Origin of the sequence: Streptomyces sp. BV286 (assembly GCF_019090165.1) — a bacterium.
Taxonomy (GTDB): domain Bacteria; phylum Actinomycetota; class Actinomycetes; order Streptomycetales; family Streptomycetaceae; genus Streptomyces.
The window spans coordinates 112,371-138,021 of sequence record NZ_JAHRIB010000191.1; the positions used below are offsets into that span (position 1 = coordinate 112,371).

A 25,651-nucleotide genomic window follows, 5' to 3' on the forward strand; every position below is an offset into this window, starting at 1 on the left:
CTACCGCTACCGCCCGCGCAACCGTCGTACGAGGATGCTCGCGTCTCCGCGGGACTCGAGATCCGCGAGGACCACGGCGACGGCCTCACGCACGATCCGCCCGCGGTCGACCGCGAGCCCGTGCTCCCCGCGGAGCACCAGCCGGGCGTGTTCGAGGTCCATGAGCTCCTCGGCGGACACGTACACCGTGATCTTCTCGTCGTGCCGCTCGCGCCCGCTGGGCCGGCGTCCGGAGCCCCGGCCGCGCTTGCGGGGCTGCGCCCCGGCAGAACCTTCCTGCGCCCCCTGACGTCGTACGGAGGGGTCGGCCGTGGCGGCGCCCCGGCTGCGGGACTCCCCGTCGGCGGAGTCGGCGTCGGCCGCGACGTGTTCGTCGCCCTCGCCGTCCCCGCCCTGCACGGGCACCGACTGCGGCGCGTCCTCCCCGGAGGCTCCGGCGTCACTCTCGCCCGCCGGAGCCGGTACCCGGGCCTCGCCGTTGGCCGGACGCCTCGGGGTGGACGACTGGAGGGCCATCCCCCCGGTCGTGCGGAACAGTTCGTCGGCCCCCGGCAGACTCACTCGGCGTGACACCGGGCGAGCACCTCCCTGGCGAGCTGACGGTAGGCGGCGGCGCCGACGGAGTTGGAGGCGTACGTCGTGATCGGCTCACCGGCGACCGTGGTCTCCGGGAAGCGGACGGTCCGGCCGATCACCGTGTGGTAGACGTGATCGTCGAACGCCTCGACCACGCGCGCGAGCACCTCACGGCTGTGCACGGTGCGCGAGTCGTACATCGTGGCGAGGATGCCGTCGAGCTCCAGCTCGGGGTTGAGCCGCTCCTGGACCTTCTCGATGGTCTCGGTGAGCAGCGCGACTCCGCGCAGCGCGAAGAACTCGCACTCCAGTGGCACTATCACCTTGTGGGCGGCCGTCAGCGCGTTCACGGTGAGCAGGCCCAGGGAGGGCTGACAGTCGATCACGATGTAGTCGTAGTCGGCCATCAGCGGCTTCAGGGCGCGCTGCAGAGTGGACTCGCGGGCGACCTCGCTCACCAGTTGCACCTCGGCGGCGGACAGGTCGATGTTGCTGGGCAGCAGGTCCATGTTCGGGACCGCTGTCTTCAGGAGCACCTCGTCGGCCGCCATGCCCCGCTCCATGAGCAGGTTGTAGACCGTGAGGTCGAGCTCCATCGGGTTGACGCCGAGGCCCACGGACAGGGCGCCCTGCGGGTCGAAGTCGACGAGCAGGACCCGGCGTCCGTACTCCGCGAGAGCGGCACCCAGGTTGATGGTCGACGTCGTCTTTCCGACGCCGCCCTTCTGGTTGCACATCGCGATGATCTTCGCGGGGCCGTGATCGGTCAGCGGGCCCGGGATCGGGAAGTACGGCAGCGGGCGTCCGGTCGGGCCGATGCGCTCACGGCGCTGGCGCGCCGCGTCGGGCGCGAGCGTGGCCGCGTACTCCGGATCGGGCTCGTACTCGGCGTCGGGGTCGTAGAAGTGCCCCTCGGGCAGGTCGTCGTAGTCGGCGAAGTGGGTGCGGTTCTCGCCACTTCCGTTGCCGGCCATGGCGTTCACGTGATGGCCATCCATGCTCTGGTGTGCGGGCTGAGTCGTCCGCGAGGTGTGGTGACTCTGATGGGCTGCGAAGGTGCGCACAGCGACGGAGCCGACAGCCTCGAGCCCCGCGGGCCTCGAGCCCTGCGCAGGCATTCCTGGTTGACCACCCCCGGGAGTAAATGTCGACTCATTCACAAGTCGTCTTACCTCCTTGGTGACCAGGAAATTTCTCGATAGGTCAGCGTGGCACCATGCCGACGGTTGGCGACTCTATGGCGTGTCACCGCTCCGCAGCAACACAATCCGCCGGACCCGGCCGGATGTGTCGGCAAGGGAACACCCCTCTGTCAAGGGCGTAAGGGCGTCGCACGGCAGGTTTCAAGGGTGTGCGAAACGGTTCAAGGGTTACGTTCGAGGCGAGTTGAACGAGTCTCGCAAAGTGACCCGAGACACATCCGGCCGGGCCTTGTGGGACAAGGTCCGGCCGTACGTGCGATGTTGACGACCCGTGTTGACGTATCGCCTTTTGTCCGTGGAGAGATGCCTGGCGAGGCGGGACAAACCGGGCCGTACGTCAGCCGATCAGGGTCTCCAGCTCGGCATGCTCCAGGCCGTGGGCCTCCGCGACCTCACGGTAGACGACCTTGCCGTCATGGGTGTTGAGGCCCCTGGCGAGCGCCGGGTCACGGCGCAGCGCCTCGACCCAGCCGCGGTCCGCGAGTTCCACGATGTACGGCAGCGTGGCGTTCGTCAGCGCGTATGTCGACGTGTTGGGAACGGCGCCGGGCATGTTGGCCACGCAGTAGAAGACCGAGTTGTGGACCGGGAAGGTCGGCTCGGCGTGTGTCGTCGGACGCGAGTCCTCGAAGCAGCCGCCCTGGTCGATCGCGATGTCGACAAGAACACTTCCGGGCTTCATCCGCGACACGAGCTCGTTGGTGACCAGCTTCGGGGCCTTGGCGCCCGGGATGAGCACGGCTCCGATGACGAGGTCCGCCTCCAGGCAGGCCTTCTCGAGCTCGAAGACGTTGGAGACGACGGTCTGGATCTTCGTACCGAAGATCTTGTCGGCTTCCTTGAGCTTGTTGATGTCACGGTCGAGCAGGGTCACGTGGAAGCCCATGCCGATGGCGATCTGTGCCGCGTTCCAGCCGGAGACCCCGCCGCCGATGACGACGGCGCGGCCGGCGAGCACGCCCGGGACACCGCCGGGCAGCACACCGCGGCCGCCGTTGGCGCGCATCAGGTGGTAGGCGCCGACCTGCGGGGCGAGGCGGCCCGCGACCTCGGACATCGGGGCGAGCAGGGGCAGCGCGCGGCTGGGCAGCTCGACCGTCTCGTACGCGATCGCCGTGGTGCCGGAGACCAGGAGCGCGTCCGTGCACTCCTTGGAGGCGGCCAGGTGCAGGTAGGTGAAGAGCGTCTGGTCCTTGCGCAGGCGGTGGTACTCCTCCGCGATGGGCTCCTTGACCTTCAGCAGCAGGTCGGCGGTGGCCCAGACCTCGTCGGCGGTCTGCAGGATCCGCGCGCCGGCGGCGACGTACTCCTCGTCCGGGATCGACGAACCGACGCCGGCGTTCTGCTCGACGAGGACCTGGTGGCCGTGGCGCACCAGCTCGTGCACGCCGGCGGGGGTGATGGCCACCCGGAACTCGTTGTTCTTGACCTCGCGGGGGATGCCGACCTTCACGTCGATCACGGTCCTTGGCTCAGAAGGGGTCTGGGAGTGGGCAACGCAAGACGGGACGATGCCTGCCATACCCGGATGCACGGGAGCACACCGGGAGACACCACGAAGAGACGCGGCGGATCCAGTCTAATGAAGGGATTCTCTCTGTCTAGCCTTTCAATGCATCAATCTTCTTCGGATGCACTACGGATTTCGCAGGCATCGGCGTCCTGTTCCCTGGCTGATGCACTCTCAGGGAGCTCTTCACCCAGCATCTGCTCGGCCGTGACGCGGTGCAGCCGGGCGGCCGCGGGGTCCCCCAGCCGGTCCAGCGTGTCGGCGAGCCGGACCTGGAGCGCGGCCTGCAGCCGGACGTCGTCGGCGCGACGCGCCCACTCGACCGCCTCCTGGCAGGTGAGGAGTGACTCCTCGGGCCGGCCCGCGTACTCCTGCACCCGCGCCATCTCGCTCAACGCCCTTGCCTGACCTGCCACGTCACCGGTCCTGCGGTGACCGGTGACGGCGGATCGCCAGCTGCGCAGCGCCTCGCCGTAGCGGCCCGCGTAGGTGTGCGCGGTCGCGATCCGGCCGTGCAGCCGGGCCGCGTCCGCGCGCTCGTCCCGGGCGAGCCGCTGAGCGAGCGCGCGCCCGTACCAGTCGGCCGCCCGGTCGTAGTCCCCGAGCTCCTCGTGAGCACCGCCTACGGATTCCATCGCGCGGCCGGTCGCGTACGGGTCGTTCGCGTCCCGGCCGGCGTCCAGAGCGGCCCGGTAGCGGGCCAGGGCGTCCGTGGTGCGGCCGGTCCGGGCGTCCAGGTCGGCGAGGTTCAGCAGCGCGGCGGCCTTCTCGCGGGGCAGGTTGCGGCGCTCGGCGACATCCAGGACGAGCCGGTGGATGCCGTACAGCTCGGGTGCCGCGGCCTGCGTACCGACGTGGGCGACCATCGCCTTGACCAGGGCGGCCATGAGGCGGCGGGCCAGCGTGTCCAGCTCCCCGTCGGCGACCGCGAGCCGGGCTGCGGCCAGCAGCGCGGGCTGCCGGATGCGCAGCCAGTCGGCGGCCGCTCGGGGGTTCGGAAACCGCAGCGCGCGGGGCAGGTCGGCGAGCTTCTCGCGGGCGGGCGAGCTGTCGGTCTCGGTGATCGCGCGGCAGGACACCAGGAGCCGTACGGTCCGCTCCAGCATCCGGGCGCGGGCCAGCTGGACCTCGGCCCTGCGGTCCTCGGTCCCGGTGAGCGAGCGCAGCAGCGGCATCAGGCAGCCGGGCACCTCGTACTGCGGCAGCGGCGACTCGACGGCCCGTACGAGCCCGAGCCCGGTGAAGTCGTCCAGGGTGGTGCGGGCGGCGCCGACCGAGCAGCCGGCCAGCGCGGACGCGGTGTGCGGGTCCACGAGGCCCGCGGGGGCGAGCGACAGGAGTCGCAGTATCCGCGCGGCGGCCGAGGGCAGGGCGGCGTACGAGAGCCGGAAGACACGCTCCAGGACCGGGCTCTCGTCGCCGTCGGTGCGCAGTTGCCTGGCGAGGTCGGCGACGGCCGCCTTGGGCCGGTGGGCCAGCCAGGCCCCGGCGAGGACGAGCGCCGCGGGCTGGCCCGCGCAGATCTCCACGAGCCCTTCGGCGGCACGCGGGTCCACGGTGATGCGCACGGAGCCGGTGTACCGGTCGAGGAGGTCGAGTGCGGATTTCGTGTCGAGGCCGCCGAGGGTGCAGGGGCGGACGTCGGAGATCCCGGTCAGGGGGCCGCCGGAGACAGCGACGACGAGACAGTCGGGGTTCTCCGGGAGGAGCGCGTCCACCTGTCCGGCGTCCGCCGCGTCGTCGAGCAGGAGCAGCGTCCGGCGGGTGGCGAGCGCCTCGCGCAGCCGTTCGCAGAGGTCGTCCTCGTCCGCTCCGGCCGGGGCGGTCAGTTCGAGTGCGGTGAGCAGGTCACGGGCGGTTCGTTCGGTCGGTACGGGCGTGCCGTCGGGCTCGGTGAGCCGGGCTCTCAGGACGCCGTCGGGGTAACTGTCCGCGACCTGCCGCACGAGCTCCTCGGCGAGTGCGGTGCGGCCGGAGCCGGGCCTGCCGGCGATGAGCAGCACGCGCGCGCGGGGCGCCTTCCGGCCGGCGAGGGTGTCCAGTCCCGCCCGCTCGATGTCGGCCCGCAGTTCCTTCAACTCTCTTGTACGGCCGAGGAACTGACTCTCCGTGGGGGCGGACTCGACAGCCGGGGGCCGCCCTTCCTCCGACACCGTCGTGCCGCTGACGTCCACCGCCTGGTCCGTCACGGGCCACACTCCCGTCCCACTGCGCGCGCAAGCCCGCCGGGACTCCGGACGGGGCGTTTTCAGAGCCTAGTTCACGCTCTGCGACGATCCGTGCGGAGCGCGGCGGGCACATCCCCCGATCGGATCAGGCGATCGTCACATCGGTGGGCCGACTGCACGCACCCGAGTGGCTCAGGCCTCGAACGGGCGCGCGGGCCACGGCGCCTCGGCCGGCCGCAGGGCGTCCAGGCCGTCGCCGCCCCGGGCCGCGACCAGCGACAGAACGCCCACCACCAGGCAGTTGTTGTGCAGTTCACCGGCGAGGACCCCGCGGACGAGCTCGTCGACCGGGACCCGGGAGAGCTCCATGTCGGCCTCCTCGTCCTCGACCTCGAAGCGCTGCCCCTCGGCCTCGGAGAGATCACGGGCGAGGAAGATGCGGACGGCCTCGTCACAGCCGCCGGGCGTGGTGAACACGTCCGCGAGGACACGCCAGTCCTCGGCCTTGACGTGGGCCTCCTCGTAGAGCTCGCGCTGCGCGGCGTGCAGCGGGTTCTCGCCCGGGATGTCGAGCAGGCCGGCCGGGATCTCCCAGAGCTTGTGCCGCACGGGGTGCCGGTACTGGCGGATGACCAGGGCACGGCCCTCGTCGTCGAGGGCGAGGACGGCGACCGAACCGGGGTGCACCTGGTAGTCGCGGTGGACGACCGATCCGTCGGGCATGACCACGTCGTCGGTGCGCACGGAGGTCTTGTTGCCCACGAACGGGGTCTCGGTCGCCCTGACCTCCCACTCCTCGGCGGTGTCCTTGATGGTCATGTCGACTTGTCCTCCCACACGCACGAACCTGCGCCGCGTCAGATGCACACAGCGAAAACCGGGGCACGCGCCCCAAAAGACGCGTACCCCGGCAACCGTACAACCCTCGTGCTACTTGGCCGTCTTGCGCTCCACCGCGGCCCTGACCAGGCCCGCGAAGAGCGGGTGCGGCCGGGTGGGACGCGAGCGCAGCTCGGGGTGCGCCTGGGTCGCCACCAGGTACGGGTGGACCTCCCGCGGGTACTCCACGTACTCCACGAGCTTGCCGTCCGGGGAGGTGCCGGAGAACTGCAGGCCGGCCTTCTTCTCCAGCTCGGCGCGGTAGGAGTTGTTCACCTCGTAGCGGTGACGGTGACGCTCCTCCACGTACTCCTTGCCGTCGTAGACCTCGCGCACGATGGAGCCCTCGGCGAGCTTGGCGGGGTACATGCCCAGACGCATCGTGCCGCCCATGTCGCCGTCGCCCGCGACGATGTCGAGCTGCTCGGCCATGGTGGAGATGACGGGGTGGCCGGTGGCGGAGTCGAACTCGGTGGAGTTGGCGTCCGCGATGTCGGCGAGGTTGCGCGCGGCCTCGATCACGATGCACTGCAGGCCCAGGCACAGACCGAGCAGCGGGATCCTGTTCTCGCGGGCGTACTGGATGGCGCCGACCTTGCCGGACACACCGCGGTCGCCGAAGCCGCCGGGGATGCAGATCGCGTCGACGTCACCGAGCTGCTCGGCGGCGCCCGAGGGGGTCTTGCAGTCGTCCGAGGCGACCCACTTGATCTTCACCCGGGCCTTGTTGGCGAAGCCGCCAGCGCGCAGGGCCTCGGTGACCGAGAGATAGGCGTCGGGCAGGTCGATGTACTTGCCGACGAGCGCGAGGTTGATCTCGTGCAGCGGCCTGTGGACGCGGTCGAGCAGGTCGTCCCAGGTCGTCCAGTCCACGTCCCGGAACGGCAGGTCCAGCTTACGGACCACGTACGCGTCGAGGCCCTCGGTGTGCAGCACCTTGGGGATGTCGTAGATCGAGCGGGCGTCGGGGCAGGCGACCACGGCCGCCTCGTCGACGTCGCACATCAGCGAGATCTTGCGCTTGATCGCGGTGGGCACCTCGCGGTCGGCGCGCAGCACGATGGCGTCCGGCTGGATACCGATGTTGCGCAGGGCCGCAACCGAGTGCTGGGTCGGCTTCGTCTTCAGCTCCCCGGAGGGGCCGATGTACGGGAGGAGCGAGATGTGGACGACGAACACGTTGTCGCGACCGACCTCGTGACGGACCTGGCGGACGGTCTCCAGGAACGGCAGCGACTCGATGTCGCCGACCGTGCCGCCGACCTCCGTGATGACGACGTCGACGTCGTCGGTGGCCATCCGGCGGATGCGGTGCTTGATCTCGTTCGTGATGTGCGGGATCACCTGCACGGTGTCGCCGAGGTACTCGCCGCGGCGCTCCTTGGCGATGACCGTGGAGTAGACCTGCCCGGTCGTGACGTTCGCGGAGCCGTCCAGGTCGACGTCGAGGAAACGCTCGTAGTGTCCGATGTCGAGGTCGGTCTCGGCCCCGTCGTTGGTGACGAACACCTCACCGTGCTGGAAGGGGTTCATCGTGCCGGGATCGACGTTCAGGTACGGGTCGAGCTTCTGCATCGTGACCCGCAGACCCCGCGCCTTGAGCAGCGCGCCCAGGCTGGAGGCGGTCAGGCCCTTACCGAGGGAGGAGGCGACACCCCCGGTGACGAAGAGGTGCTTGGTCGTCGTGGCTGTGCTGCTTCGGAAAGCAGCGGGCGGCATGGCCAAGAGGGGGCTCCCGTGGTCGCGGTCTGGAGTGCGGTACGGCTGCCCGGCCCGGAGGTTTCCGGAGGTGCCGTCGCTGCGGTTCGGGGGGCCCTTTTGCTGCCGGGACGCCCACCGGTCCACGGGCTACCAGGGTATCAGCGACGGGACGAGGCCGCTTCCGGCCACGCTCCGCGCACGGGCCGACACGGACCATGGTCGTGCTCACTCGTTCGGCTCAGACGGGTTGCCGAGAGGGGCGCGCGGAACATCATCGTGCGTCGTATCCTGCTCGGACACTCGCTGCCGAACCAGGCCGGCAAACGGCACCACCCCGCCGGTATTCCTGGACCCGGATCTCGTCAGTTCGCCTCGCGACGGCAATCACTGCAACCATCGACATGCGTGACACGCGACAACTGACGTTCCGCAACGACGCTTTACCAATGATCCTCTGACCGCAAAGAGCGACCGCCCCCTGGGGGCGACGTGGCCGTTCGACTGGAGTTGCACGTGGCCGGGCGCATCGAAGACTACGCACTTATCGGAGACATGCAGACGGCCGCGCTGGTCTGCAGGGACGGCACGGTGGACTGGCTGTGCCTCCCCCGCTTCGACTCCCACGCCGTCTTCGCGGGACTGCTCGGCACGGAGGAACACGGGTTCTGGCGGCTCGGTCCCGCGCACGCCGCCGACGCGGCCCCGCCGACGGCGGTGCGCCGCCGCTACCGCGGTGACTCGCTGATCCTCGAATCCGAGTGGGACACGTCACGCGGCACGGTCCGCGTGACCGATTTCATGCCCCCGCGTGACGGCGCGCCCCAGCTGATCCGGATCGTCGAGGGCGTCACGGGCCGCGTCCCGATGCGCTCCGCGCTGCGGATGCGTTTCTCGTACGGGCGTGTGGTGCCCTGGGTGCACAAGCACGAGGGCCGGACGGTGGCTGTCGCCGGGCCCGACTCCGTGTGGTTCGACACCGAGTGCGAGACCTACGGCAAGGCCCTCACGACGTACTCGGACTTCACGGTCGCGCCGGGCGACCGGATCGCCTTCACGATCTCCTGGGAGCCCTCGCACAAGCAGCCGCCCGCCCTGCCGGAGCCGGAGGCCTCCCTGGAGGCCACCGAGGAGTTCTGGCGCGAGTGGGTGGAGCAGTGCACGTACCACGGGCCGTACCGCGAGGCCGTGGTCCGCTCGCTGATCACGCTGAAGGCGCTGACGTACGGGCCGACGGGCGGCATCGTCGCCGCTCCCACGACCTCCCTGCCGGAGGAGATCGGCGGTGTCCGCAACTGGGACTACCGCTACACGTGGCTGCGTGACGCGGCGATCACCCTCTCCTCCCTGCTGCGCACCGGCTACCGCGAGGAGGCGCGGGCCTGGCGCGAGTGGCTGCTGCGCGCGGTCGCCGGCGACCCCGAGAACCTGCAGATCATGTACGGCATCGCGGGCGAGCGGGAGCTGGGCGAGGCGGAGCTCGACTGGCTGCCCGGGTACGAGAACTCCGGGCCCGTGCGCGTCGGCAACGGAGCCGCCCACCAGCTCCAGCTGGACGTGTACGGCGAGGTGACGGAGGCCCTGCACCTGGCCCACATGACGGGTCTGGCCCGCAACGACTACGCGTCCCTGCTCCAGCTGAAGCTGATCCGCTACCTGGAGGACCACTGGGACGAGCCGGACGAGGGCATCTGGGAGGTGCGCGGCCCGCGCCGTCACTTCGTGCACTCGAAGGTGATGGCCTGGGTCGCCGTCGACCGGACGATCAAGCTCATCGAGTCCGGCGACGCGGACGGCCCGTTGGAGAAGTGGCGCGAGCTGCGCGACGACATCCACCGGGACGTGTGCGAGAAGGGCTACGACAAGGAGCGCAACACGTTCACGCAGTCGTACGGCTCGAAGGAGCTGGACGCCTCGCTGCTGCTGATTCCGCAGATGGGCTTCCTGCCGCCGGACGACAAGCGGGTGATCGGCACGATCGAGGCCATCCAGCGCGAGCTGTCCACCTCGGACGGCTTCATCCTGCGCTACCCGACCTCCGGTGAGGACGCGGGCGTGGACGGCCTCGAGGGCGACGAGGGCGCGTTCCTGGCCTGCTCGTTCTGGATGGCGGACGACCTCGCGATGATCGGCCGCGTGGACGAGGCCCGCAAGCTCTTCGAGAAGCTGCTGGCCCTGCGCAACGACCTGGGTCTCCTCGCGGAGGAGTGGGACCCGGTGCTGCAGCGCCAGGTCGGCAACTTCCCGCAGGCGTTCAGCCACGTGCCGCTGATCGACACGGCGCTGCGTCTGACGGCGTCCGGGGCGTACGGCGGCTGACCGGCCCCCGGGCCCGCCACCGGGCCGCGCGGAAGCCTGCCGGGGCGGGAGCCTGCCGGTGCGGAAGCCTGCCGATGCGGCGGCCTCCGCCCGGCCGGGGCCCGTGCGGCGCGGCGCGGCCGGCGCACACCGTGTCACCGCAGGTGGCGGACGAGGTAGCGTCCGCATCATGGACAGCCGTGTCGACACGCCGGACGCGCAGGGTGGCGGGATCACCGTGCAGCGGGCCCTGGAACTGCCCGGGCTGCGGGGCGGCCTGCCGGAGATCCTGGCGGGCGGCGACCGGCTGGGCCGTACCGTGCGCTGGGTGCACGCGGGCGAGGTCCCGAACATCGCCTCCCTCCTGAAGGGCGGCGAACTGCTCCTGACCACGGGCTACGGCCTGGGCACCCGCCCCGCCGACCAGCGCGCCTTCGTCCGCACGCTCGCCGAGCGCGGCATCGCCGCCCTGGTCGTGGAGTTGGGGCCGCGCTTCACGAAGCTGCCCGCGGCGCTCGTCGAGACGGCACGCACGGCCGGTCTGCCGCTGGTGCAGCTGCATCGCGAGGTGGCGTTCGTGACGGTCACGGAGGAGGTCCACACCGAGATCGTCAACGGCCACTACGCGCTGCTCCAGCGCGCCGAGGAGGTGCACCGGCGCTGTACCCGGGCCCTGCTCGACGGTGGCGGCATCCCGCAGGTCCTCGGCATCCTGGCCGACTTCAGCGGCAACCCGGTCTTCCTGGAGAGCCCGGACGGACAGCTTCTGTACGCAGCCGGGGCGGGCCCCGCGAACGCCGACCCGCTCCAGGTGTGGGAGGGCCTGCGGGGCCAGCACAAGGACGATCCGCCCGCCGGTTCGGTCCTCGTGGAGGTACCCGGCGGCGGGCCCGGCACCGGTGGCGGCCCCGGTTCCGTCCGGGCCCGGCTCGTCCTCCTTCCCGTGAACGCGCCGCTCGCGCCCGTGCACCGGATCGCGGCGGAGCGGGCGGCGGGCGTCCTCGCCGTGGTCCTGATGCAGGCCCGCCAGGAGGAGGAGCTGGCGGCCCGCGGTCGCGGCGACTTCCTCACCGACCTCGCCGAGGGCCGGATCGCGGCCGAGGACGCTCCCGCGCAGGCCCGTGTCCTCGGCTTCAAGCCCGGCGGGAGCCCGCTGCTGCCGGTCGTGATGCGCCTCGCCGACGGGCTCTCCCCCGGCGGCGGCTGGGCCGTGCTGGCACGCGCGGTCGCCGAGGAGCTCGCCTCGGTCGGCGTACCGGTCCTGCTGGGCGTACGCCCCGTGGAGGGCCGTGTGCCGCTGCTGGTGGGGCTGCGGGCGGAGTCCGAGCGGACGGTGGTCGCCGACCGTGTCGCCGCCGCCCTGCGGGCGGGCGTGGAGCGGGCGGGGATGCAGCGGCCGGGTGCGCAGCCGCCGGTCGTGGTGGTCGGTGTGGCGGGTGGCTGGGCCGCGGCGTCGGCGGGCCTGCGGCACGCGGCCGAGACGTCCACGGCGGCCCAGGGGCTGTCCGACCGGCCCTGGTACGACGCCCGGCGCCTGGACATCGACCTGCTGCTGTGGCGCCTGCGGGACCATCCGGACCTGGCCGCCTTCGTGGACCGCGCGATCGGTCCTCTGCGCGAGCACGACAACCGCTCCCGGCCGCCGCTGCTGCCCACCCTGCAGACCTACCTGGCGCACGCGGGCCGCAAGGCGGAGACCGCGCGCGAGCTGCATCTCAACCGGCAGACGCTCTACAACCGGCTCGCGCGGATCGGGGAGTTGCTCGGGACGGACCTCGACGATCCGCAGACGGTCCTGGCGCTGAGCCTCGCGCTGCGGGCCCGCAGACTCGTCCCCTGAGCGTCACCCCGACCGCCGGGCCCGCCACCCCGATCACGGGTCCTGCCGCCCGGGCCCTCGGCCCTACGGGAGCGGCAGGGGCTTGGTCAGCTCGTCGTACACGCTGAGCACCTGGGCCACCGTCTCGTCCTCGGTCGGCCAGGTGGCCGCCTGGCGCGTTCCCCTGTCCCTGAGGCGCTCGCACCGGCCCGGGTCGGCGAGAAGGCCCACCACGGCCTCGGAGAGCGCTTCGCAGTCACCGGGCGGGACGAGCTCGGCGGCGTCGCCGACCAGTTCGGGGATGCCTCCGGTGGCGGCCGCGACCAGGGGCACGCGCGCGTGCAGGGCTTCCTGGGCGAGCACGGAGCGCGATTCCGGGCAGCCGGGCAGCAGGGCGAGGTCGGCGGCCCCGAGAAGCTCCCCGATGTCGTCCCTCCGGCCGACGAGGCGCACGGGAAGCCCTTCGTTCTCGATACGCCGCTGGAGTTCGCCGCGCAGCGGTCCCTCTCCGGCGATCACGAGCAGGGGCAGGGGGTCGAGCCGTCGCCACGCACGCGTGGCGTCCAGCAGCGTGTCGTACCCCCGGTGCCGGTCGAGGGAGCCGACCGCCATCAGCAGTGGCCGGTCGGTCGCGCCGAGTTCGGCACGTGCCTTGGGCCGCATCCGGTCGGCGTCCTCGTCCTCGGCGGGCCGGCGCTGGGCCGGCAGGGCGACCGCGGCGAGCCGCGCGTCCCGCGCGCCCCTGGTGCGGGCCCGGTCCACGAGGTCGGACGAGGACCCGAGGACGACCGACGCGGACTTCGCCACCCGTCGCTCCAGAAGCCGCAGCAGGTGGGCCCGCGCGCCCTCGGCGTACGGACGGGTGTGCCAGGTGACGACGAGCGGGACGTGCCGCCCGCTGAGCGCGAGCGCGGCCCTCAGCGCGGCGTGCAGACCGTGCGCGTGCACCAGGTCGGCATCCGCGCAGGCTGCCCGCAGCGCCGCCACCGAGGCCGGGTCGTTGCGCCTCGGCACATGCACGTGATCGGCCCCGACACCGGTGAAGTCGTACATGTGGTCGGCCGCTGCCGGGGCGCACACGGTGACCCGCACGCCCCTCGCGACGAGCCCCGAGGTCAGCGACCGGACATGGGCACTGCTGCCCGCGCTGCCGCCGCCCAGCACTTGGACGGCACGCAGCGACGGCTGTCCGTGCGGTGAGTGGCTGCTCACGGGGCTCACGTGGCCGGGGCTCCTGGTTCGGCGTCGGGCGGTCACGAAGAAACGTACAGAAGGAACGGGTGGCGGGGGTGGACCGCTCGTCCTCCTCCTAAGGATGCCAGGACGGAAAGGAGTTGCCGACCACCGAGGGACCGCTGCGGCAGGGGGTGCGCGGCCTGGATGCGGGCAGTCACTCACACGAGTGAGAAAGAGGCGGTGTGCGAAAACAGTCCAGGGCGGGCGTCGCCCCTGGCGAGCCCCCGTTCACGCCCCTTTCGCGCCCCTCCACGCGCTCGATGTGCACCCCAACGACCGTGCGGCGTCGCTCACATCGTCCGCGGCGTCCCTCACGTCGTCCCCGGACACGGCCGGGGCGGGCCACCGGTCGCGGGGAGCCGCCGAGCGACCTGCGGTCGGACGCCGTTCCACGGGCAGCGAACGGCAGTCGCCGCGCGGGGCCACCAGGGCCTCGCAGGCGCGCCCGCCCGGCCGACATGCCCGCCGGAGGCGGCGGCCCGGCGGCACCCGCCTGTCGGTCGCCCCGGCCTAGCCGTCGCCCCGCGCCGCCGCCAGCAGTTCCTCCGCGTGCGCCCGTGCCGTCTCCGAGTCCTCCTGGCCAGCCAGCATCCGGGACAGCTCCCGGATGCGCTCCTCGCCCTCCAGGACCTTCACACCGGAGCGGGTGACCGACCCGTCGTTCGTCTTCTCGACCAGCAACTGCCGGTCCGCGAAGGCGGCCACCTGGGGCAGGTGGGTGACGACGACGACCTGGGCGCTCTTGGCGAGTTTCGCGAGGCGCCGGCCGATCTCGACGGCGGCCTTGCCACCGACACCGGCGTCGACCTCGTCGAAGAGATACGTGGGCACGGGATCCGTCCCCGCGAAGACGACCTCGACGGCGAGCATCACGCGCGACAGTTCACCGCCGGACGCCCCCTTGGCGATGGGCCGGGCCGGCGCTCCCGGGTGCGGGGCGAGGAGCAGTTCGACCTCGTCGACACCGGCGGGCCCGTACGAGACCGGACGTCCGCCGACCACCACCCCCTCGGGGTCCCCGGTCTGCCGGATCTCGAACGACACGCGCGCGTGCGGCATGGCGAGGGAGGCGAGTTCGGCGGTCACCGCGGCGGCGAAGCGGTCGGCGGCCTCCGTACGGGCGTCCGTCAGGGACTGGGCCAGTCCGCCCAGTTCGGCCCGCAGCGCGTCCCGCTCGGCGGTGAGCTCGCCGATCCGGTCGTCGTCGCCGTCCAGCTCGAGGAGCCGCGCGGCCCCCTGCTCGGCCCAGGTCATCACGGCGCCCACGTCGTTGCCGTACTTGCGGGTCAGCGCGGTGAGCGCGGCGCGCCGCTCCTCGACCGCCGCGAGCCGCAGCGGATCCGCGTCGAGGTCGTCGGCGTATCCCGCCAGCTCCCCCGCCACGTCGCCCAGCAGGATCCCGATCTCCCCGATGCGGCCGGCCAGCGCGCCGAGGGCCGCGTCGTGGGACCGTACGGCCTCCAGGGCCCGGTGGGCGCCCGCGACGAGCGTCGTGGCGTCGATGCCCTCCGGGTCCTCGGGGTTGCCCGCGAGGGCGGCGTGCGCGACCGTGGCGGCCGATGCGAGGGCCTCCGCGTGCCCGAGCCGCTCGGCCTCGGCCGCGAGCTCCACGTCCTCGCCCGCCCGGGGCTCCACGGCGGCGATCTCGTCGAGCCCGAAGCGCAGCAGGTCGGCTTCCTGGGCGCGTTCCCGCGCGCGCGTGGTGATCTGGTCCAGCTCGGCGGAGATGGCGCGCAGCCGCCGGTAGGCGCCCGCGTACTTGGCGAGCGGCACGGCGACGGCGTCGCCCGCGTACCGGTCGAGCGCCTGTCGCTGCCGGGACAGCTTGAGCAGCCCCTGCTGGTCGGTCTGGCCGTGCACGGCCACGAGGTCGTCGGCGAGCTCCGCGAGCAGCCCCACCGGCACGGAACGCCCGCCGAGGTGCGCCCGCGAGCGGCCCTCCGCGGAGACGGTACGGCTGATGAGCAGGGTCCCGTCGTCGAGCTCGGCGCCGGCCTCCTCGGCCCGCAGGACCGCCGAGGCCCCGTCGGGGACGGAGATCCGCCCCTCGACGACCGCGTTCTTCGCCCCGATCCGCACGAGGGCGGCGTCGGCGCGTCCGCCCAGCAGCAGGCCCAGGCTGGTGACCACCATCGTCTTGCCCGCGCCGGTCTCGCCGGTCACGGCGGTGAAGCCGGGCGACAGCTCGACTACCGCGTCGTCGATGACTCCGAGCGACCGTATCCGCATCTCCTCCAACACGGACATGACCATACGAGGTTTCTCCCGCCCGGCGCGACGCCGCCCCATTCCCTGCACAAACGTCCAGGTGTCCGCGGTACCCGGGGCGGCTCCCGGCAGTCACCCCGGCTGACGGGAATGCCTGCCTTCTGCCCGTCCGCGGCAGCTTCGGGTTCCCGGACGGTGAGGCCCCTACCCCCGGTGCGGGGCCTCACCCGTTCGGACCGCGGCTCAGTGCGGGGCGCCCCGCCAACCGGCCACCGGCAGCGCGAACTTGGCGACGAGCCGGTCGGTGAACGACGCGTGGTGCAGCCGTGCCAGCCGCACCGGCACCGACCCGCGGCGGACCTCGACACGGGCGCCGGGCGGCAGCTCGATCGTGCGGCGGCCGTCGCACCACAGGACCCCGGGCGGGATGTGCGGCAGGATCTCCACGGCCAGCACCGAGTTCGGCGAGGTCACCAGCGGCTTGGCGAACAGGGCGTGCGCGCTGATCGGCACCATGAGCAGCGCCTCGACCTCCGGCCACACCACGGGCCCGCCCGCGGAGAACGCGTACGCCGTCGACCCGGTCGGTGTCGCGCACACGATCCCGTCGCAGCCGAAGCCGGTGACGGGCCGCCCGTCGATCTCCAGGACGACCTCGAGGAGCTTCTCGGCGGAGACCTTCTGCACGGCGGCCTCGTTGAGCGCCCAGTCCGTGTGCACGACGTCGCCGTTGCTGTGCACGACGACGTCGACGGTCATGCGCTCCTCGACCTCGTACGACTTGGTCACCACCCGGTCGACGACCTTGTCGAGGTCGTCGCGCTCGGCCTCGGCGAGGAAGCCGACCCGGCCCAGGTTGACGCCGAGCATCGGCACCCCGGAGGCCCGGGCGAACTCGGCGCCGCGCAGCAGCGTCCCGTCACCGCCGAGGACGATCAGCAGCTCACATCCGTCGAGGCACTCCGGAGTCGCCTCCTTGACGAGTTCCACCGTCGGTGGCAGCGGCAGGTCGGCCGCCTCCGCCTCCAGGACCCGTACGCCGAGCCCGGAGCGCAGGAGCCCCTCGACGACGAGCTCGGCACTGCGGATGGCCGCGGGCCGTCCGGTGTGGGCGAGCAGGAAAACAGTACGAGCTCGGGTCTGAGTCAACGCGGCCCCTCCGCCACTGCACGGTCAACGTCGGCCGGGTCCAGTGCGGGTGCCCCGGCACGCAGCCACAGAAAGTACTCGACATTCCCGGAGGGCCCGGGCAGCGGACTGGCCGTCACACCCTGCACCCCGAGCCCCAGTTCCCCCGCCTGCCGGGCCACGCCGCGCACGGCGTCCGCCCGCAGCTCGGGGCTGCGGACGACTCCGCCGCTCCCGAGCCGTTCCCTGCCCACCTCGAACTGCGGCTTGACCATCATCACCAGGTCGGCTCCGGGTGCCGCGCACCGCACAAGGGCGGGCAGCACCAGGCCGAGCGGGATGAAGGACAAGTCACCGACAACAAGATCCACCGGCTCCCCATCGATCGCCTCCAACGTCAACTCGCGTACGTTCGTACGGTCTTTGACGGTGACGCGTTCATCACTTCGGAGAGACCACGCCAACTGCCCGTAGCCGACGTCCACGGCGACGACGTGTGCGGCGCCCGCGCGCAGCAGCACGTCGGTGAAACCGCCGGTCGAGGCGCCGGCGTCCAGGGCCCGCCGTCCCCCGACCTCCAGGCCGAGCGGAACGAACGCCTCCAGTGCCCCGGCGAGCTTGTGGCCGCCTCGCGAGACGTAGTCGGGGTCGTTGTCGTCCTGGGTGACCACGATGGCCGCGGCGGTCTCCACCTGGGTGGCGGGTTTGGTCGCGAGGGTCTTGCCGACGGAGACCCGGCCGGCGGCGATCAGCTGTCCGGCGTGCTCGCGCGAGCGGGCGAGCTTGCGTCGGACCAGTTCGGCGTCGAGGCGGCGTCGTGCCACTCCTGCCACGTTCGGTTCAGCTCCTGTTGCTGTTGTTGCTGCTGTACGGCGATGCGGACGGGGGGCCCGAGGGGCCTCGTTGAGCGGTGGTGGTCGGGTGACGGGTGGGAGCCGGAGGTTCCGGACGGGCGTCGAGCGCGGTGAGCGCGTCACGAAGCCCCCGGTGCACATCCTCGTACACCTGGATGTGGCCGTCCGTGGCGAGGTGGTCCGCGTCGGCCAGCCGGTCGAGCAGGGCATCGACCTCGGCGTCGCCCGTGGGCGTGCGGGGCACGTGCAGCGGGGCGGGGGCGGCGGGGCCGTACTCGGGCCGGGCGTCCGGCTCACCGCCGGGCCCGACCGCGTGGTCGGCGGGCAGCGCCGGATCCGCTCCGGAATGGACCGGAACATCCGCCTCCGTACCGAAAGGCCGTGTACCGAGGGATTCGGTCTCGGGGCCGGTCATGGAGTGGCTCATGCCACGACGCTACCGCGTGGCGCTGGGGTACCGTCGATCACGATGGCGACGATCGAGGAGTGCCGCAGCGCACTCGACAAACTCTCGGAGAGCATGGCGGGCGCGGACGGCGACGTTCGGAGCGCCGCCGCGCTGGACCGCTCGCTGAGCTGCCATGTCACCGATCTCGACGTGACCTTCGTCGGCCGTCTGCGGGACGGCCGGATCACGGTGCTCGACACGGTCGAGGGGCTCCCGCCGGAAAAGGCCGAGATCAGGCTCGCCATGACCGGCGACGACCTGGTGGCGATGGTGGACGGCGAGCTGAACTTCGCGAAGGCCTGGGGCTCGGGCCGGATCAAGCTCGAAGCGGGCCTGCGCGACCTCCTCCGGCTCAGAAAGCTCCTCTGACGCCTCCGGACACCTCTCTGCCCCCGTCCTCCCCCGGTCACCCCTTCGTGAGACCGACGGGCACGGGAGCCGTACGGGCCCTGCGCGCCGCGGGCACCACCAGCGGCGTGCCCGTCTCCGGGTCTTCGATCACCTGGCAGCGCAGCCCGAAGACCTCTTCCACCAGCTCGGCGGTGACGATGTCGGCCGGGGCGCCCTCCGCGATCACCGACCCGCCCCGCAGGGCGATCAGGTGGGTGGCGTACCGGGCGGCGTGATTGAGGTCGTGCAGCACGGCGACCAGCGTGCGGCCCTGCTCCTCGTGGAGCTCGGCGCACAGGTCGAGCACATCGATCTGGTGCTGGATGTCGAGAAAGGTCGTCGGCTCGTCGAGCAGCAGCAGCGGGGTCTGCTGGGCGAGTGCCATGGCGATCCACACGCGCTGGCGCTGGCCCCCGGAGAGCTCGTCGACGTACCGGTCGGCGAGTTCGGCGACGCCCGTCGAGGCCATGGACTCGCGTACGACCCGCTCGTCCTCGGCCGACCACTGGCGCAGCAGCCCCTGGTGCGGGTACCGGCCGCGCCCCACGAGGTCGCCGACCGTGATCCCGTCGGGTGCGGTCGACGACTGCGGGAGCAGCCCGAGCGTCCGCGCCACCTTCTTCGCGGGCATCGACTGGATGACGTGTCCGTCGAGCAGCACCCGGCCCTGGTTCGGCTTCAGCATGCGCGACAGCGCGCGCAGCAGCGTGGACTTGCCGCAGGCGTTGGGGCCGACGATCACGGTGAACGAGTTGTCCGGTATCTCGACCGACAACCGCTCGGCGATGACGCGCTGGTCGTAGGCCAGGGTGACGTTCTCGGCGGACAGGCGGTTCACAGTGCTCCTCGTGTTGTTCATGTGCGGCCCACCACCGGCGCCCGTACTGCTCCTGGCGGGGGCGTCCGTGTTCGTCTCCGCGGGGGCCTCCGTACGTGCCGGGCTGCCTACGTCCGGGCTCGTCCCGCCGTCGGCGGTCACATCCGGCCCGCCTTGCGCTCGGTGACCAGGAGCCACAGCAGGTAGACACCGCCGAGCACTCCGGTCACCACGCCGACGGGCAACTGGTCGGCTCCGAAGGCCCGCTGGGAGGCCCAGTCCGCGACGACCAGGAGTGCGGCGCCCATGCACATCGCCGGCAGCAGGTTGGGACCCGGTGAGCGGGTGAGGCGCCGCGCGAGCTGCGGCGCGGTGAGCGCGACGAAGGCGACCGGGCCCGCGGCGGCGGTGGCCGACGCGGTCAGCAGCACGGCGGCCACCATCAGCAGCAACCGCGTCCGCTCCACCGGTACACCGAGCGCGTACGCCACGTCGTCGCCCATCTCCAGCATCCGCAGGGCTCGCGCGTTGCCGAGGACCAGCGGTACGAGGACGGCGCACAGGCCGAGCAGCGGCCAGACCTGGGACCAGTCGCGGCCGTTGAGGGAGCCGGTCATCCAGACGACCGCGCGGGCCGCGTCGACGAGGTCCGCCTTGGTGATCAGATAGCCGTTGACGGCCGTGACGATCGCGGAGACGCCGATACCCACCAGCACGAGCCGGTATCCGTGCACGCCCCTCTTCCACGCGAGCACGTAGATGGCGAGCCCGGTCACCAGACCGCCGGCCAGCGCCCCCACGGCGACCTGGGTGGCGCTCCCCGAGAACAGCACGATCATCACGAGCGCACCGGCCGTCGAGCCCTGCCCGAGGCCGAGTACGTCCGGACTGCCCAGCGGATTGCGGGAGATGGCCTGGAAGAGCGCGCCGCCGAGTCCCAGCGAGGCGCCGACGAGGAGCCCCACCAGGACCCGCGGCAGCCGCAGCTCGTTGACGATGAACTCCTGGCCCGCGTCGCCGTTGCCGAGCAGCGTCCTGAGGACGTCGCCGGCGGGGATCGGGAAGTCGCCGGTGCCGATGAGTACGACCCCCGCGGTGAGGGCCGTCACCAGCAACAGGACGACGACCGTGAACGCGCGGACGTCCACGCGGACCGACAACCCGCCGCCGGCACGGACCGCGCGGCCGCGGAAGGCCCGGTCGGTGGCGGCCTGCTCGCGTTGGGCCCGGTCGGTGGCGGCCCGCTCGTGTTCGGCCTGCTCGCGTGAGGCCCGCTCGCGTGGGACTTGGGTGCGTGGGGCCTTCACAGCTGTGCCGTCCTCCGCCGTCGTACGAGAAAGATGAAGACCGGACCACCGAGGATCGCGGTGACGATGCCGACCTGCAGTTCCGCGGGCCGTGCGACCACGCGGCCGACGACGTCGGCGCCGAGCAGCAGCACCGGCGACAGCACGGTGGCGTACGGCAGGATCCAGCGCAGGTCGGGCCCGGTGAAGGACCGGACGACGTGCGGGACCATCAGTCCCACGAAGACGATCGGCCCGCAGGCCGCGGTCGCGGCCCCGCAGAGCACGGTGGCGGCGGCCATGGACAGCGCGCGGGTGCGGTTCAGATGCGCTCCGAGCGCACGGGCGGTGTCGTCCCCCATGGCCATGGCGTTCAGCGGCCGGGCGAGCGCCAGCGCGAGGACCGTGCCGACCACGATGAACGGCAGCACCTGCCGGATGGTGCTCTCGGTGGCCGAGGCCAGCGAACCGACCGTCCAGAAGCGCATCTTGCCGAGCGCCGCCTCATCCATGATCATCACGGCCTGGAGGTAGCCGTAGAGCGCGGCACTGATCGCGGTCCCCGCGAGCGCGAGCCGCACCGGCGTCGCCCCCCTGCTGCCGCCGAGGAAGTACACCAGCGCCCCGACGACGGCCGCGCCCACGAAGGCGAACCACACATATCCGTTCAGCGAGGTGACGCCGAAGAAGGTGATGGCCGTGACGACCGCGGCGGACGCGCCCGCGTTGATACCGAGCAGCCCGGGGTCGGCGAGCGGGTTGCGGGTGAGCGCCTGGAGTACCGCCCCCGCGAGACCGAGCGCGGCGCCCGCGAGCAGCCCGAGGACCGTACGCGACAACCGCTCACTGACCACGACGTCGCCGTACGTCCCCGAGTCCTCGAACAGGCCGTGCCAGACCTGCTCCAGCGACAGCTCTTTCGCGCCGATCGCGATGCTCGCCAGGGCGACGAGCACCAGCACGGCGAGGGAGAGCAAGAGCCCCGCAGCTCGTATCGCCCGGCGGCTCGGGGGCGCGGGGGCGGTCTCCGCGCGCGGTTCGGGGGGACTGTCGACCAACACGTAGTTAGGTTAGCCTACCCTCGCAAACCGCTCCGATCCGCGTCCGCGTCGACCTGCTTGACCTCCCCCTTCGTCCTCCCTGCGCCGAAGACCGCGAGCCGAGCAACGGTCCCGGGGCGCACAGCGATCAGAGCACTCAAAGCCCCAGCCGGGCCAGCGCCTTGCCTCCGTCCAGTTCGCACTTCCCGTCGCCGGCCGCCGTCCAGGCCGCGGCGCACAGGGCCCGCAGCCCGTCCATCGGCTCGCCCTCACCGTCCAGTTCAAGCCTCTCGCTCCCGGCCGTCGCCGTGTAACCACCGCACCGGAAGCCGCCGCCCGCCTCGACGACTTCGGGCTGACCGGTCAGCAACCCCCGCAGGTCGGCGTCGACATAGGTCGGCCGGTGCTCCGGCGGCGCCGCGAGGAGCTGCGGCCCGTCGGTCACCCCGGTCAGTACGAGCAGCGAGTCCACCTCTCCGTTGAACGCTCCCTCGATGTCCGTGTCGAGCCGGTCACCCACGACCAGCGGTCGCACGGCCCCGGTCCGCAGGATCGTCTCCCGGTGCATCGGCGGCAGCGGCTTGCCCGCCACCTGCGGCTCGGCGCCCGTCGCGATCCGTACGACCTCCACGGCCGCGCCGTTGCCCGGAGCGATCCCGCGCGCGCTGGGAATCGTCAGGTCGGTGTTGGACGCGAACCACGGCACCCCGCGCGCGACGGCGTAGCTGGCCTCCGCGAAGCGTCCCCACGGCAGGTCGGGCCCGCCGAAGCCCTGCACGACCGCCACCGGCTCGTCGTCGGCCGACTCCACGGGCTCCAACCCCCGCTCACGCAGGGCGACCCGCAGCCCCTCCCCGCCGATCACCAGCACGCGCGCCCCCTGGGGCACCTGCTCGCTGATCAGCCGGGCCACGGCCTGCGCCGAGGTGATCACGTCCGGCGCCTCGGTCGCGATGCCCAGCTCCGTGAGGTGCTCCGCGACGGCGTCGGGCGTCCGCAGCGCGTTGTTCGTCACGTACGCGAGCCGCATTCCGCCCGTGCGGGCCGTACCGAGCGACTCGACCGCGTACGCGATCGCGTTCCCGCCCGCGTACACCACGCCGTCCAGGTCGAGCAGCGCCGTGTCGTACGCCTCACTCAGGGCCGTGTCACTGCCGTCGGGCCGCGTCCTCGCGGTCTGGCTCATTACGCATCGCTCCTCGTTCGATCCCATTCCCCCGATCATCGCGCATGGCACCGGCACACTTACGATGCATCAATGAACACTGCAGGTACCGCGGACGTACCGGCACGCATGGGCCTTGATCTCACCCCGTTCCGGGGCCTGCGCTACGACCCCGACCGGGTCGGCAGCCTGTCCGCCGTGACATCCCCGCCGTACGACGTGGTCGTACGGCCCGACGGTCTGCACCACCTCGAATCGGCGGACCCGCACAACATCGTCCGGCTGATCCTGCCCCAGGCGACCACACCCGGCGTCCGCAACGAGCAGGCGGCGGACACCCTGCACCGCTGGCTGTCCGAGGGCGTCCTGACGGCCGACACCGAGCCGGGTCTGTACGTCTACGAGCAGCGGGACGGCGACGGTCTCCTCCAGCGGGGCGTCATCGGGGCCCTGCGCCTGTCGGAACCGGCGGACGGCGTCGTGCTGCCGCACGAGGACGTCATGCCGCACGTCGTCGCGGACCGCGCGGCCCTCATGCGAGCCACCTCCGCGAACCTCGAACCCCTGCTGCTGACCTACCGGGGCGACGGCACCGACTCCGGGACAACGGCCGTCATCGAGCGCGTCGCCGAAGGCCCGCCCCTGCTGTCCACCACCACGGAGGACGGCTTCAGCCATCGTCTGTGGGCCGTCACCCGGCCCACCGATCTCGCCGAGGTACGCACGGACCTGGCCGGCCGCCAGGCGCTCATCGCGGACGGCCACCACCGCTGGGCCACCTACCTGCGTCTACGCGCGGAGCACCCCTCCCCCAGCGCCTGGGACTTCGGTCTGGTGCTGCTGGTCGACACCGCCCGCCATCCGCTCCGCGTCCGCGCGATCCACCGTCTCCTGCACCGCCTCCCGGTGCCCGAGGCCATCGCCGCCCTGGACGGGTCCTTCCGCATACGCGACGTGGCCGGGCCCCTGGACGAAGCCCTGTCCGCCCTGTCCACCGCGGCCGCCGAGGGAAACGCCTTCCTCCTTGCCGGCGACGGCGCCTTCCACCTCGTGGACCGCCCCTCCCCCGAACTCCTCGCCCGTACGATCCAGCAGGACCGGCCGGAAGCCTGGCGCACCCTCGACGCGACAGTCCTGCACGCCACCCTCCTCGACCATGTGTGGCGCATTCCGGACGTCCCGGAGCACATCGCCTACATCCACGACACGGCCGCCACCGTGGCCAAGGCCGAGCGCGACGGCGGCACGGCCGTCCTGATGCACCCGGTCCGCGAGGAGGTCGTACGGGACCTGGCGAGCCAGGGCGTCACGATGCCCCGCAAGTCGACGTCCTTCGGCCCGAAGCCGGCATCGGGCCTGGTGCTCCGCGCGCTCGGTATCTGACCCGGCTCACGGCGACACCGCAACACCGCAACACAAACGGGCGGGACCCCCTCCAGGGGATCCCGCCCGCACGCTCCTACCAGCCCGACTCCGGCTGCTGGGAAACCTCAGTCCTCCAGCTCGTCCTTGCCACTGCCAGTGCCGGCGTCCTTGTCGGCGTCCTTGTGGCTGTCGTCACTGTCGACGGCACCCTGCGACTCGCCCACGGAACCTTCGGTCTCTTCGGCCGCCTCGACGGCCTCGGTCTCCGGCACCTCGGTCTCCGGCACCTCGACGGTCACGACCTCCGGGAAACTGTCGCCATCGCGCTCCAGCTCCAGCTCGTCCTGGCCCTCTCCCCGGCCCTCGTGCTCGTCTTCGTCGAATGCGTCCATGAACTCGACACCGTCGAGCTCCGCGAGCCGGTCAGAGGCGTCGGTGCTGCCGTCCTTGTCGGACTCGACGGCCTTGGCGAACCACTCGCGTGCTTCGCCCTCACGCCCGGCCGCGAGCAGCGCGTCGGCGTACGCGTAACGCAGCCGCGCGGTCCAGGGCTGTACGGAGTTGGAGGCCAGCTCGGGGCTCTGCAGCGTGACGATGGCCGCGTCGAGCTGGTCCATGTCCCGCCGTGCACCGGCCGCCACGAGCCGCATCTCGACCTGGCCGGCCTTGTCGAGCTTCTGCACCTCGGGAGCCCCGGCCATGTCGAGCGTCCTCTCCGGACGTCCCAGCCCACGCTCGCAGTCCGCCATCACGGGCCACAGGTCGACGTTGCCGGTCATGCGCCGCGCGGCCCGGAACTCGGCGAGCGCCTCGCTGTACTTCTGGTTCGCGTACGCGGCGAAACCGGCCGCCTCACGCACGGCGGCGACACGCGACGCGAGACGCAGCGCGACCCTGGAGTAGCCGTACGCACCTTCGGGGTCCTCGTCGATGAGCCGGGCCACCATCACCAGGTTCCTGGAGACGTCCTCGGCGAGCCCTTTGGGCAGGCTCATCAACTCCTGGCGTACGTCCTTGTCGATCTCCTCGCCCGTGACGTCGTCCGGGATCGGCAGCCGCTTGATCGGCTCGCGGTCACGCTCGCGCTCGTCGCGGAAGCGGCCACCACCGCCGCCACCACCGCGCCGGTCGTCCCGGCGATCGTCGCGCCCACGGAACCCGCCGCGGTTGTCGTCGCGGCGAGGCCCGCCCCGGTCGTCCCGCCCGCGGAAGCCGCCACCGCTGCGGTTGTCGTCGCGGCGGAAGCCGCCACGGTCGCCGCCGCCCCGGTTGTCATCACGCCGGTCGTCACGGCGGAAGGGGGGACGGTCACCGTCACGACGGGGACCGCGGTCGTCGTCACGACGGAACGCCGGACGGTCACCACCACGACTGTCGTCACGACGGAAACCGCCACGATCGCCACCGCCACGGTTGTCGTCACGACGGTCATCGCGACGCAAGGGGGGACGGTCGCCACCGCTGCGGTTGTCATCACGACGATCGTCACGCCGGAACGCGGGACGGTCACCGTCACGACGAGGGGCGCCGCGCTCATCGTCACGGCGGAAGGGGGGACGGTCGC

General features: G+C 72.1%; 20 protein-coding genes. 4 read left to right on the top strand and 16 right to left on the bottom strand.

The annotated features are described in order from the left end of the window. Window positions 1–6: 6 nt before the first annotated feature. The 6 genes from KUF83_RS36780 to KUF83_RS36805 form a co-directional block, all read right to left on the bottom strand. Window positions 7–573: a hypothetical protein gene (locus KUF83_RS36780; protein WP_217459400.1), complete on the bottom strand. Its 567-nt coding sequence runs from the start codon at window positions 571–573 to the stop codon at window positions 7–9. Further along, entirely contained in the window at window positions 558–1,694 is a 1,137-nt protein-coding gene (locus tag KUF83_RS36785) for a ParA family protein (RefSeq protein ID WP_217459401.1), read from the bottom strand. The genes KUF83_RS36780 and KUF83_RS36785 overlap by 16 nt, the downstream gene beginning before the upstream one ends. 421 nt (window positions 1,695–2,115) lie before the next feature. Further along, window positions 2,116–3,240 (bottom strand): alanine dehydrogenase, encoded by a 1,125-nt coding sequence (ald, locus tag KUF83_RS36790; protein ID WP_217459402.1) that lies wholly within the window; start codon window positions 3,238–3,240, stop codon window positions 2,116–2,118. Window positions 3,241–3,395: 155 nt separating this feature from the next. Then, window positions 3,396–5,477 (bottom strand): tetratricopeptide repeat protein, encoded by a 2,082-nt coding sequence (locus tag KUF83_RS36795; RefSeq protein WP_217459403.1) that lies wholly within the window; start codon window positions 5,475–5,477, stop codon window positions 3,396–3,398. Between the two features lie 171 nt (window positions 5,478–5,648). Next, window positions 5,649–6,275 carry an NUDIX hydrolase gene (locus KUF83_RS36800; RefSeq protein ID WP_217459404.1) on the bottom strand — a complete coding sequence of 209 codons (627 nt, stop codon included), beginning with the start codon at window positions 6,273–6,275 and terminating at the stop codon, window positions 5,649–5,651. Between the two features lie 111 nt (window positions 6,276–6,386). Continuing rightward, window positions 6,387–8,054, bottom strand: a complete 1,668-nt coding sequence (locus tag KUF83_RS36805; RefSeq protein ID WP_217459405.1) for a CTP synthase — start codon at window positions 8,052–8,054, stop codon at window positions 6,387–6,389. 471 nt (window positions 8,055–8,525) lie between these two features. On the opposite strand from KUF83_RS36805, the gene KUF83_RS36810 reads away from it, so the two are divergent. Both KUF83_RS36810 and KUF83_RS36815 read left to right on the top strand, forming a co-directional pair. Further along, window positions 8,526–10,352, top strand: coding sequence for a glycoside hydrolase family 15 protein (locus KUF83_RS36810; RefSeq protein WP_308403305.1), 1,827 nt, complete (start codon window positions 8,526–8,528; stop codon window positions 10,350–10,352). 169 nt (window positions 10,353–10,521) lie between these two features. Continuing rightward, entirely contained in the window at window positions 10,522–12,171 is a 1,650-nt protein-coding gene (locus KUF83_RS36815) for a PucR family transcriptional regulator (protein ID WP_217459406.1), read from the top strand. A 63-nt stretch (window positions 12,172–12,234) separates the two neighbouring features. Here KUF83_RS36815 and KUF83_RS36820 read toward each other — a convergent pair whose 3' ends face one another. The 5 genes from KUF83_RS36820 to KUF83_RS36840 all read right to left on the bottom strand — a co-directional run bounded on the left by KUF83_RS36820 (window position 12,235) and on the right by KUF83_RS36840 (window position 17,991). Then, on the bottom strand, window positions 12,235–13,371 hold the full coding sequence (locus KUF83_RS36820) for a glycosyltransferase family 4 protein (RefSeq protein ID WP_217459407.1): 1,137 nt from the start codon (window positions 13,369–13,371) through the stop codon (window positions 12,235–12,237). A gap of 525 nt (window positions 13,372–13,896) precedes the next feature. Next, complete coding sequence (recN, locus tag KUF83_RS36825; protein ID WP_217459408.1) at window positions 13,897–15,639, bottom strand: DNA repair protein RecN; 1,743 nt, start codon at window positions 15,637–15,639, stop codon at window positions 13,897–13,899. A gap of 198 nt (window positions 15,640–15,837) precedes the next feature. Beyond that, the gene (locus KUF83_RS36830; RefSeq protein ID WP_217459409.1) at window positions 15,838–16,743 is read right to left on the bottom strand and encodes an NAD kinase; all 906 of its coding nucleotides are present in this window, start codon (window positions 16,741–16,743) and stop codon (window positions 15,838–15,840) included. Continuing rightward, window positions 16,740–17,555, bottom strand: coding sequence for a TlyA family RNA methyltransferase (locus KUF83_RS36835; RefSeq protein WP_217459410.1), 816 nt, complete (start codon window positions 17,553–17,555; stop codon window positions 16,740–16,742). Before KUF83_RS36835 ends, KUF83_RS36830 begins: the two co-directional genes overlap by 4 nt. A 7-nt stretch (window positions 17,556–17,562) precedes the next feature. Beyond that, window positions 17,563–17,991 (bottom strand): hypothetical protein, encoded by a 429-nt coding sequence (locus KUF83_RS36840; protein ID WP_374106235.1) that lies wholly within the window; start codon window positions 17,989–17,991, stop codon window positions 17,563–17,565. A gap of 54 nt (window positions 17,992–18,045) precedes the next feature. Between KUF83_RS36840 and KUF83_RS36845 the strand changes: the two genes are divergently transcribed. Further along, on the top strand, window positions 18,046–18,393 hold the full coding sequence (locus KUF83_RS36845) for an SCP2 sterol-binding domain-containing protein (RefSeq protein ID WP_217459411.1): 348 nt from the start codon (window positions 18,046–18,048) through the stop codon (window positions 18,391–18,393). Window positions 18,394–18,430: 37 nt separating this feature from the next. On the opposite strand, the gene KUF83_RS36850 is transcribed toward KUF83_RS36845, so the two are convergent. The 4 genes from KUF83_RS36850 to KUF83_RS36865 form a co-directional block, all read right to left on the bottom strand. Next, entirely contained in the window at window positions 18,431–19,273 is an 843-nt protein-coding gene (locus tag KUF83_RS36850) for an ABC transporter ATP-binding protein (protein ID WP_217459412.1), read from the bottom strand. Window positions 19,274–19,389: 116 nt separating this feature from the next. Then, complete coding sequence (locus KUF83_RS36855; RefSeq protein WP_254644917.1) at window positions 19,390–20,391, bottom strand: iron chelate uptake ABC transporter family permease subunit; 1,002 nt, start codon at window positions 20,389–20,391, stop codon at window positions 19,390–19,392. Between the two features lie 143 nt (window positions 20,392–20,534). Then, window positions 20,535–21,578 carry an iron ABC transporter permease gene (locus tag KUF83_RS36860; RefSeq protein ID WP_217459414.1) on the bottom strand — a complete coding sequence of 348 codons (1,044 nt, stop codon included), beginning with the start codon at window positions 21,576–21,578 and terminating at the stop codon, window positions 20,535–20,537. A gap of 136 nt (window positions 21,579–21,714) precedes the next feature. Next, window positions 21,715–22,743, bottom strand: coding sequence for an HAD hydrolase-like protein (locus KUF83_RS36865; RefSeq protein WP_217459415.1), 1,029 nt, complete (start codon window positions 22,741–22,743; stop codon window positions 21,715–21,717). A gap of 72 nt (window positions 22,744–22,815) precedes the next feature. Here KUF83_RS36865 and KUF83_RS36870 point away from each other — a divergent pair, with 72 nt between their 5' ends. Beyond that, window positions 22,816–24,105: a DUF1015 family protein gene (locus tag KUF83_RS36870; RefSeq protein ID WP_217459416.1), complete on the top strand. Its 1,290-nt coding sequence runs from the start codon at window positions 22,816–22,818 to the stop codon at window positions 24,103–24,105. 107 nt (window positions 24,106–24,212) lie between these two features. Here the strand turns inward: KUF83_RS36870 and KUF83_RS36875 are convergent, their stop codons facing one another. Further along, window positions 24,213–25,082, bottom strand: a complete 870-nt coding sequence (locus KUF83_RS36875) for a hypothetical protein (protein ID WP_254644919.1) — start codon at window positions 25,080–25,082, stop codon at window positions 24,213–24,215. Between the last annotated feature and the right edge of the window lie 569 nt (window positions 25,083–25,651).

Coding starts and splice junctions, on each gene's coding strand:
- KUF83_RS36785 (WP_217459401.1), bottom strand. CDS start 1,694: ATGCCTGCGCAGGGCTCGAGGCCCGCGGGGCTCGAGGCTGTCGGCTCC.
- KUF83_RS36800 (WP_217459404.1), bottom strand. CDS start 6,275: ATGACCATCAAGGACACCGCCGAGGAGTGGGAGGTCAGGGCGACCGAG.
- KUF83_RS36805 (WP_217459405.1), bottom strand. CDS start 8,054: ATGCCGCCCGCTGCTTTCCGAAGCAGCACAGCCACGACGACCAAGCAC.
- KUF83_RS36815 (WP_217459406.1), top strand. CDS start 10,522: ATGGACAGCCGTGTCGACACGCCGGACGCGCAGGGTGGCGGGATCACC.
- recN (WP_217459408.1), bottom strand. CDS start 15,639: ATGGTCATGTCCGTGTTGGAGGAGATGCGGATACGGTCGCTCGGAGTC.
- KUF83_RS36840 (WP_374106235.1), bottom strand. CDS start 17,991: ATGACCGGCCCCGAGACCGAATCCCTCGGTACACGGCCTTTCGGTACG.
- KUF83_RS36845 (WP_217459411.1), top strand. CDS start 18,046: ATGGCGACGATCGAGGAGTGCCGCAGCGCACTCGACAAACTCTCGGAG.
- KUF83_RS36850 (WP_217459412.1), bottom strand. CDS start 19,273: ATGAACAACACGAGGAGCACTGTGAACCGCCTGTCCGCCGAGAACGTC.
- KUF83_RS36865 (WP_217459415.1), bottom strand. CDS start 22,743: ATGAGCCAGACCGCGAGGACGCGGCCCGACGGCAGTGACACGGCCCTG.
- KUF83_RS36870 (WP_217459416.1), top strand. CDS start 22,816: ATGAACACTGCAGGTACCGCGGACGTACCGGCACGCATGGGCCTTGAT.
- KUF83_RS36875 (WP_254644919.1), bottom strand. CDS start 25,082: ATGAGCCTGCCCAAAGGGCTCGCCGAGGACGTCTCCAGGAACCTGGTG.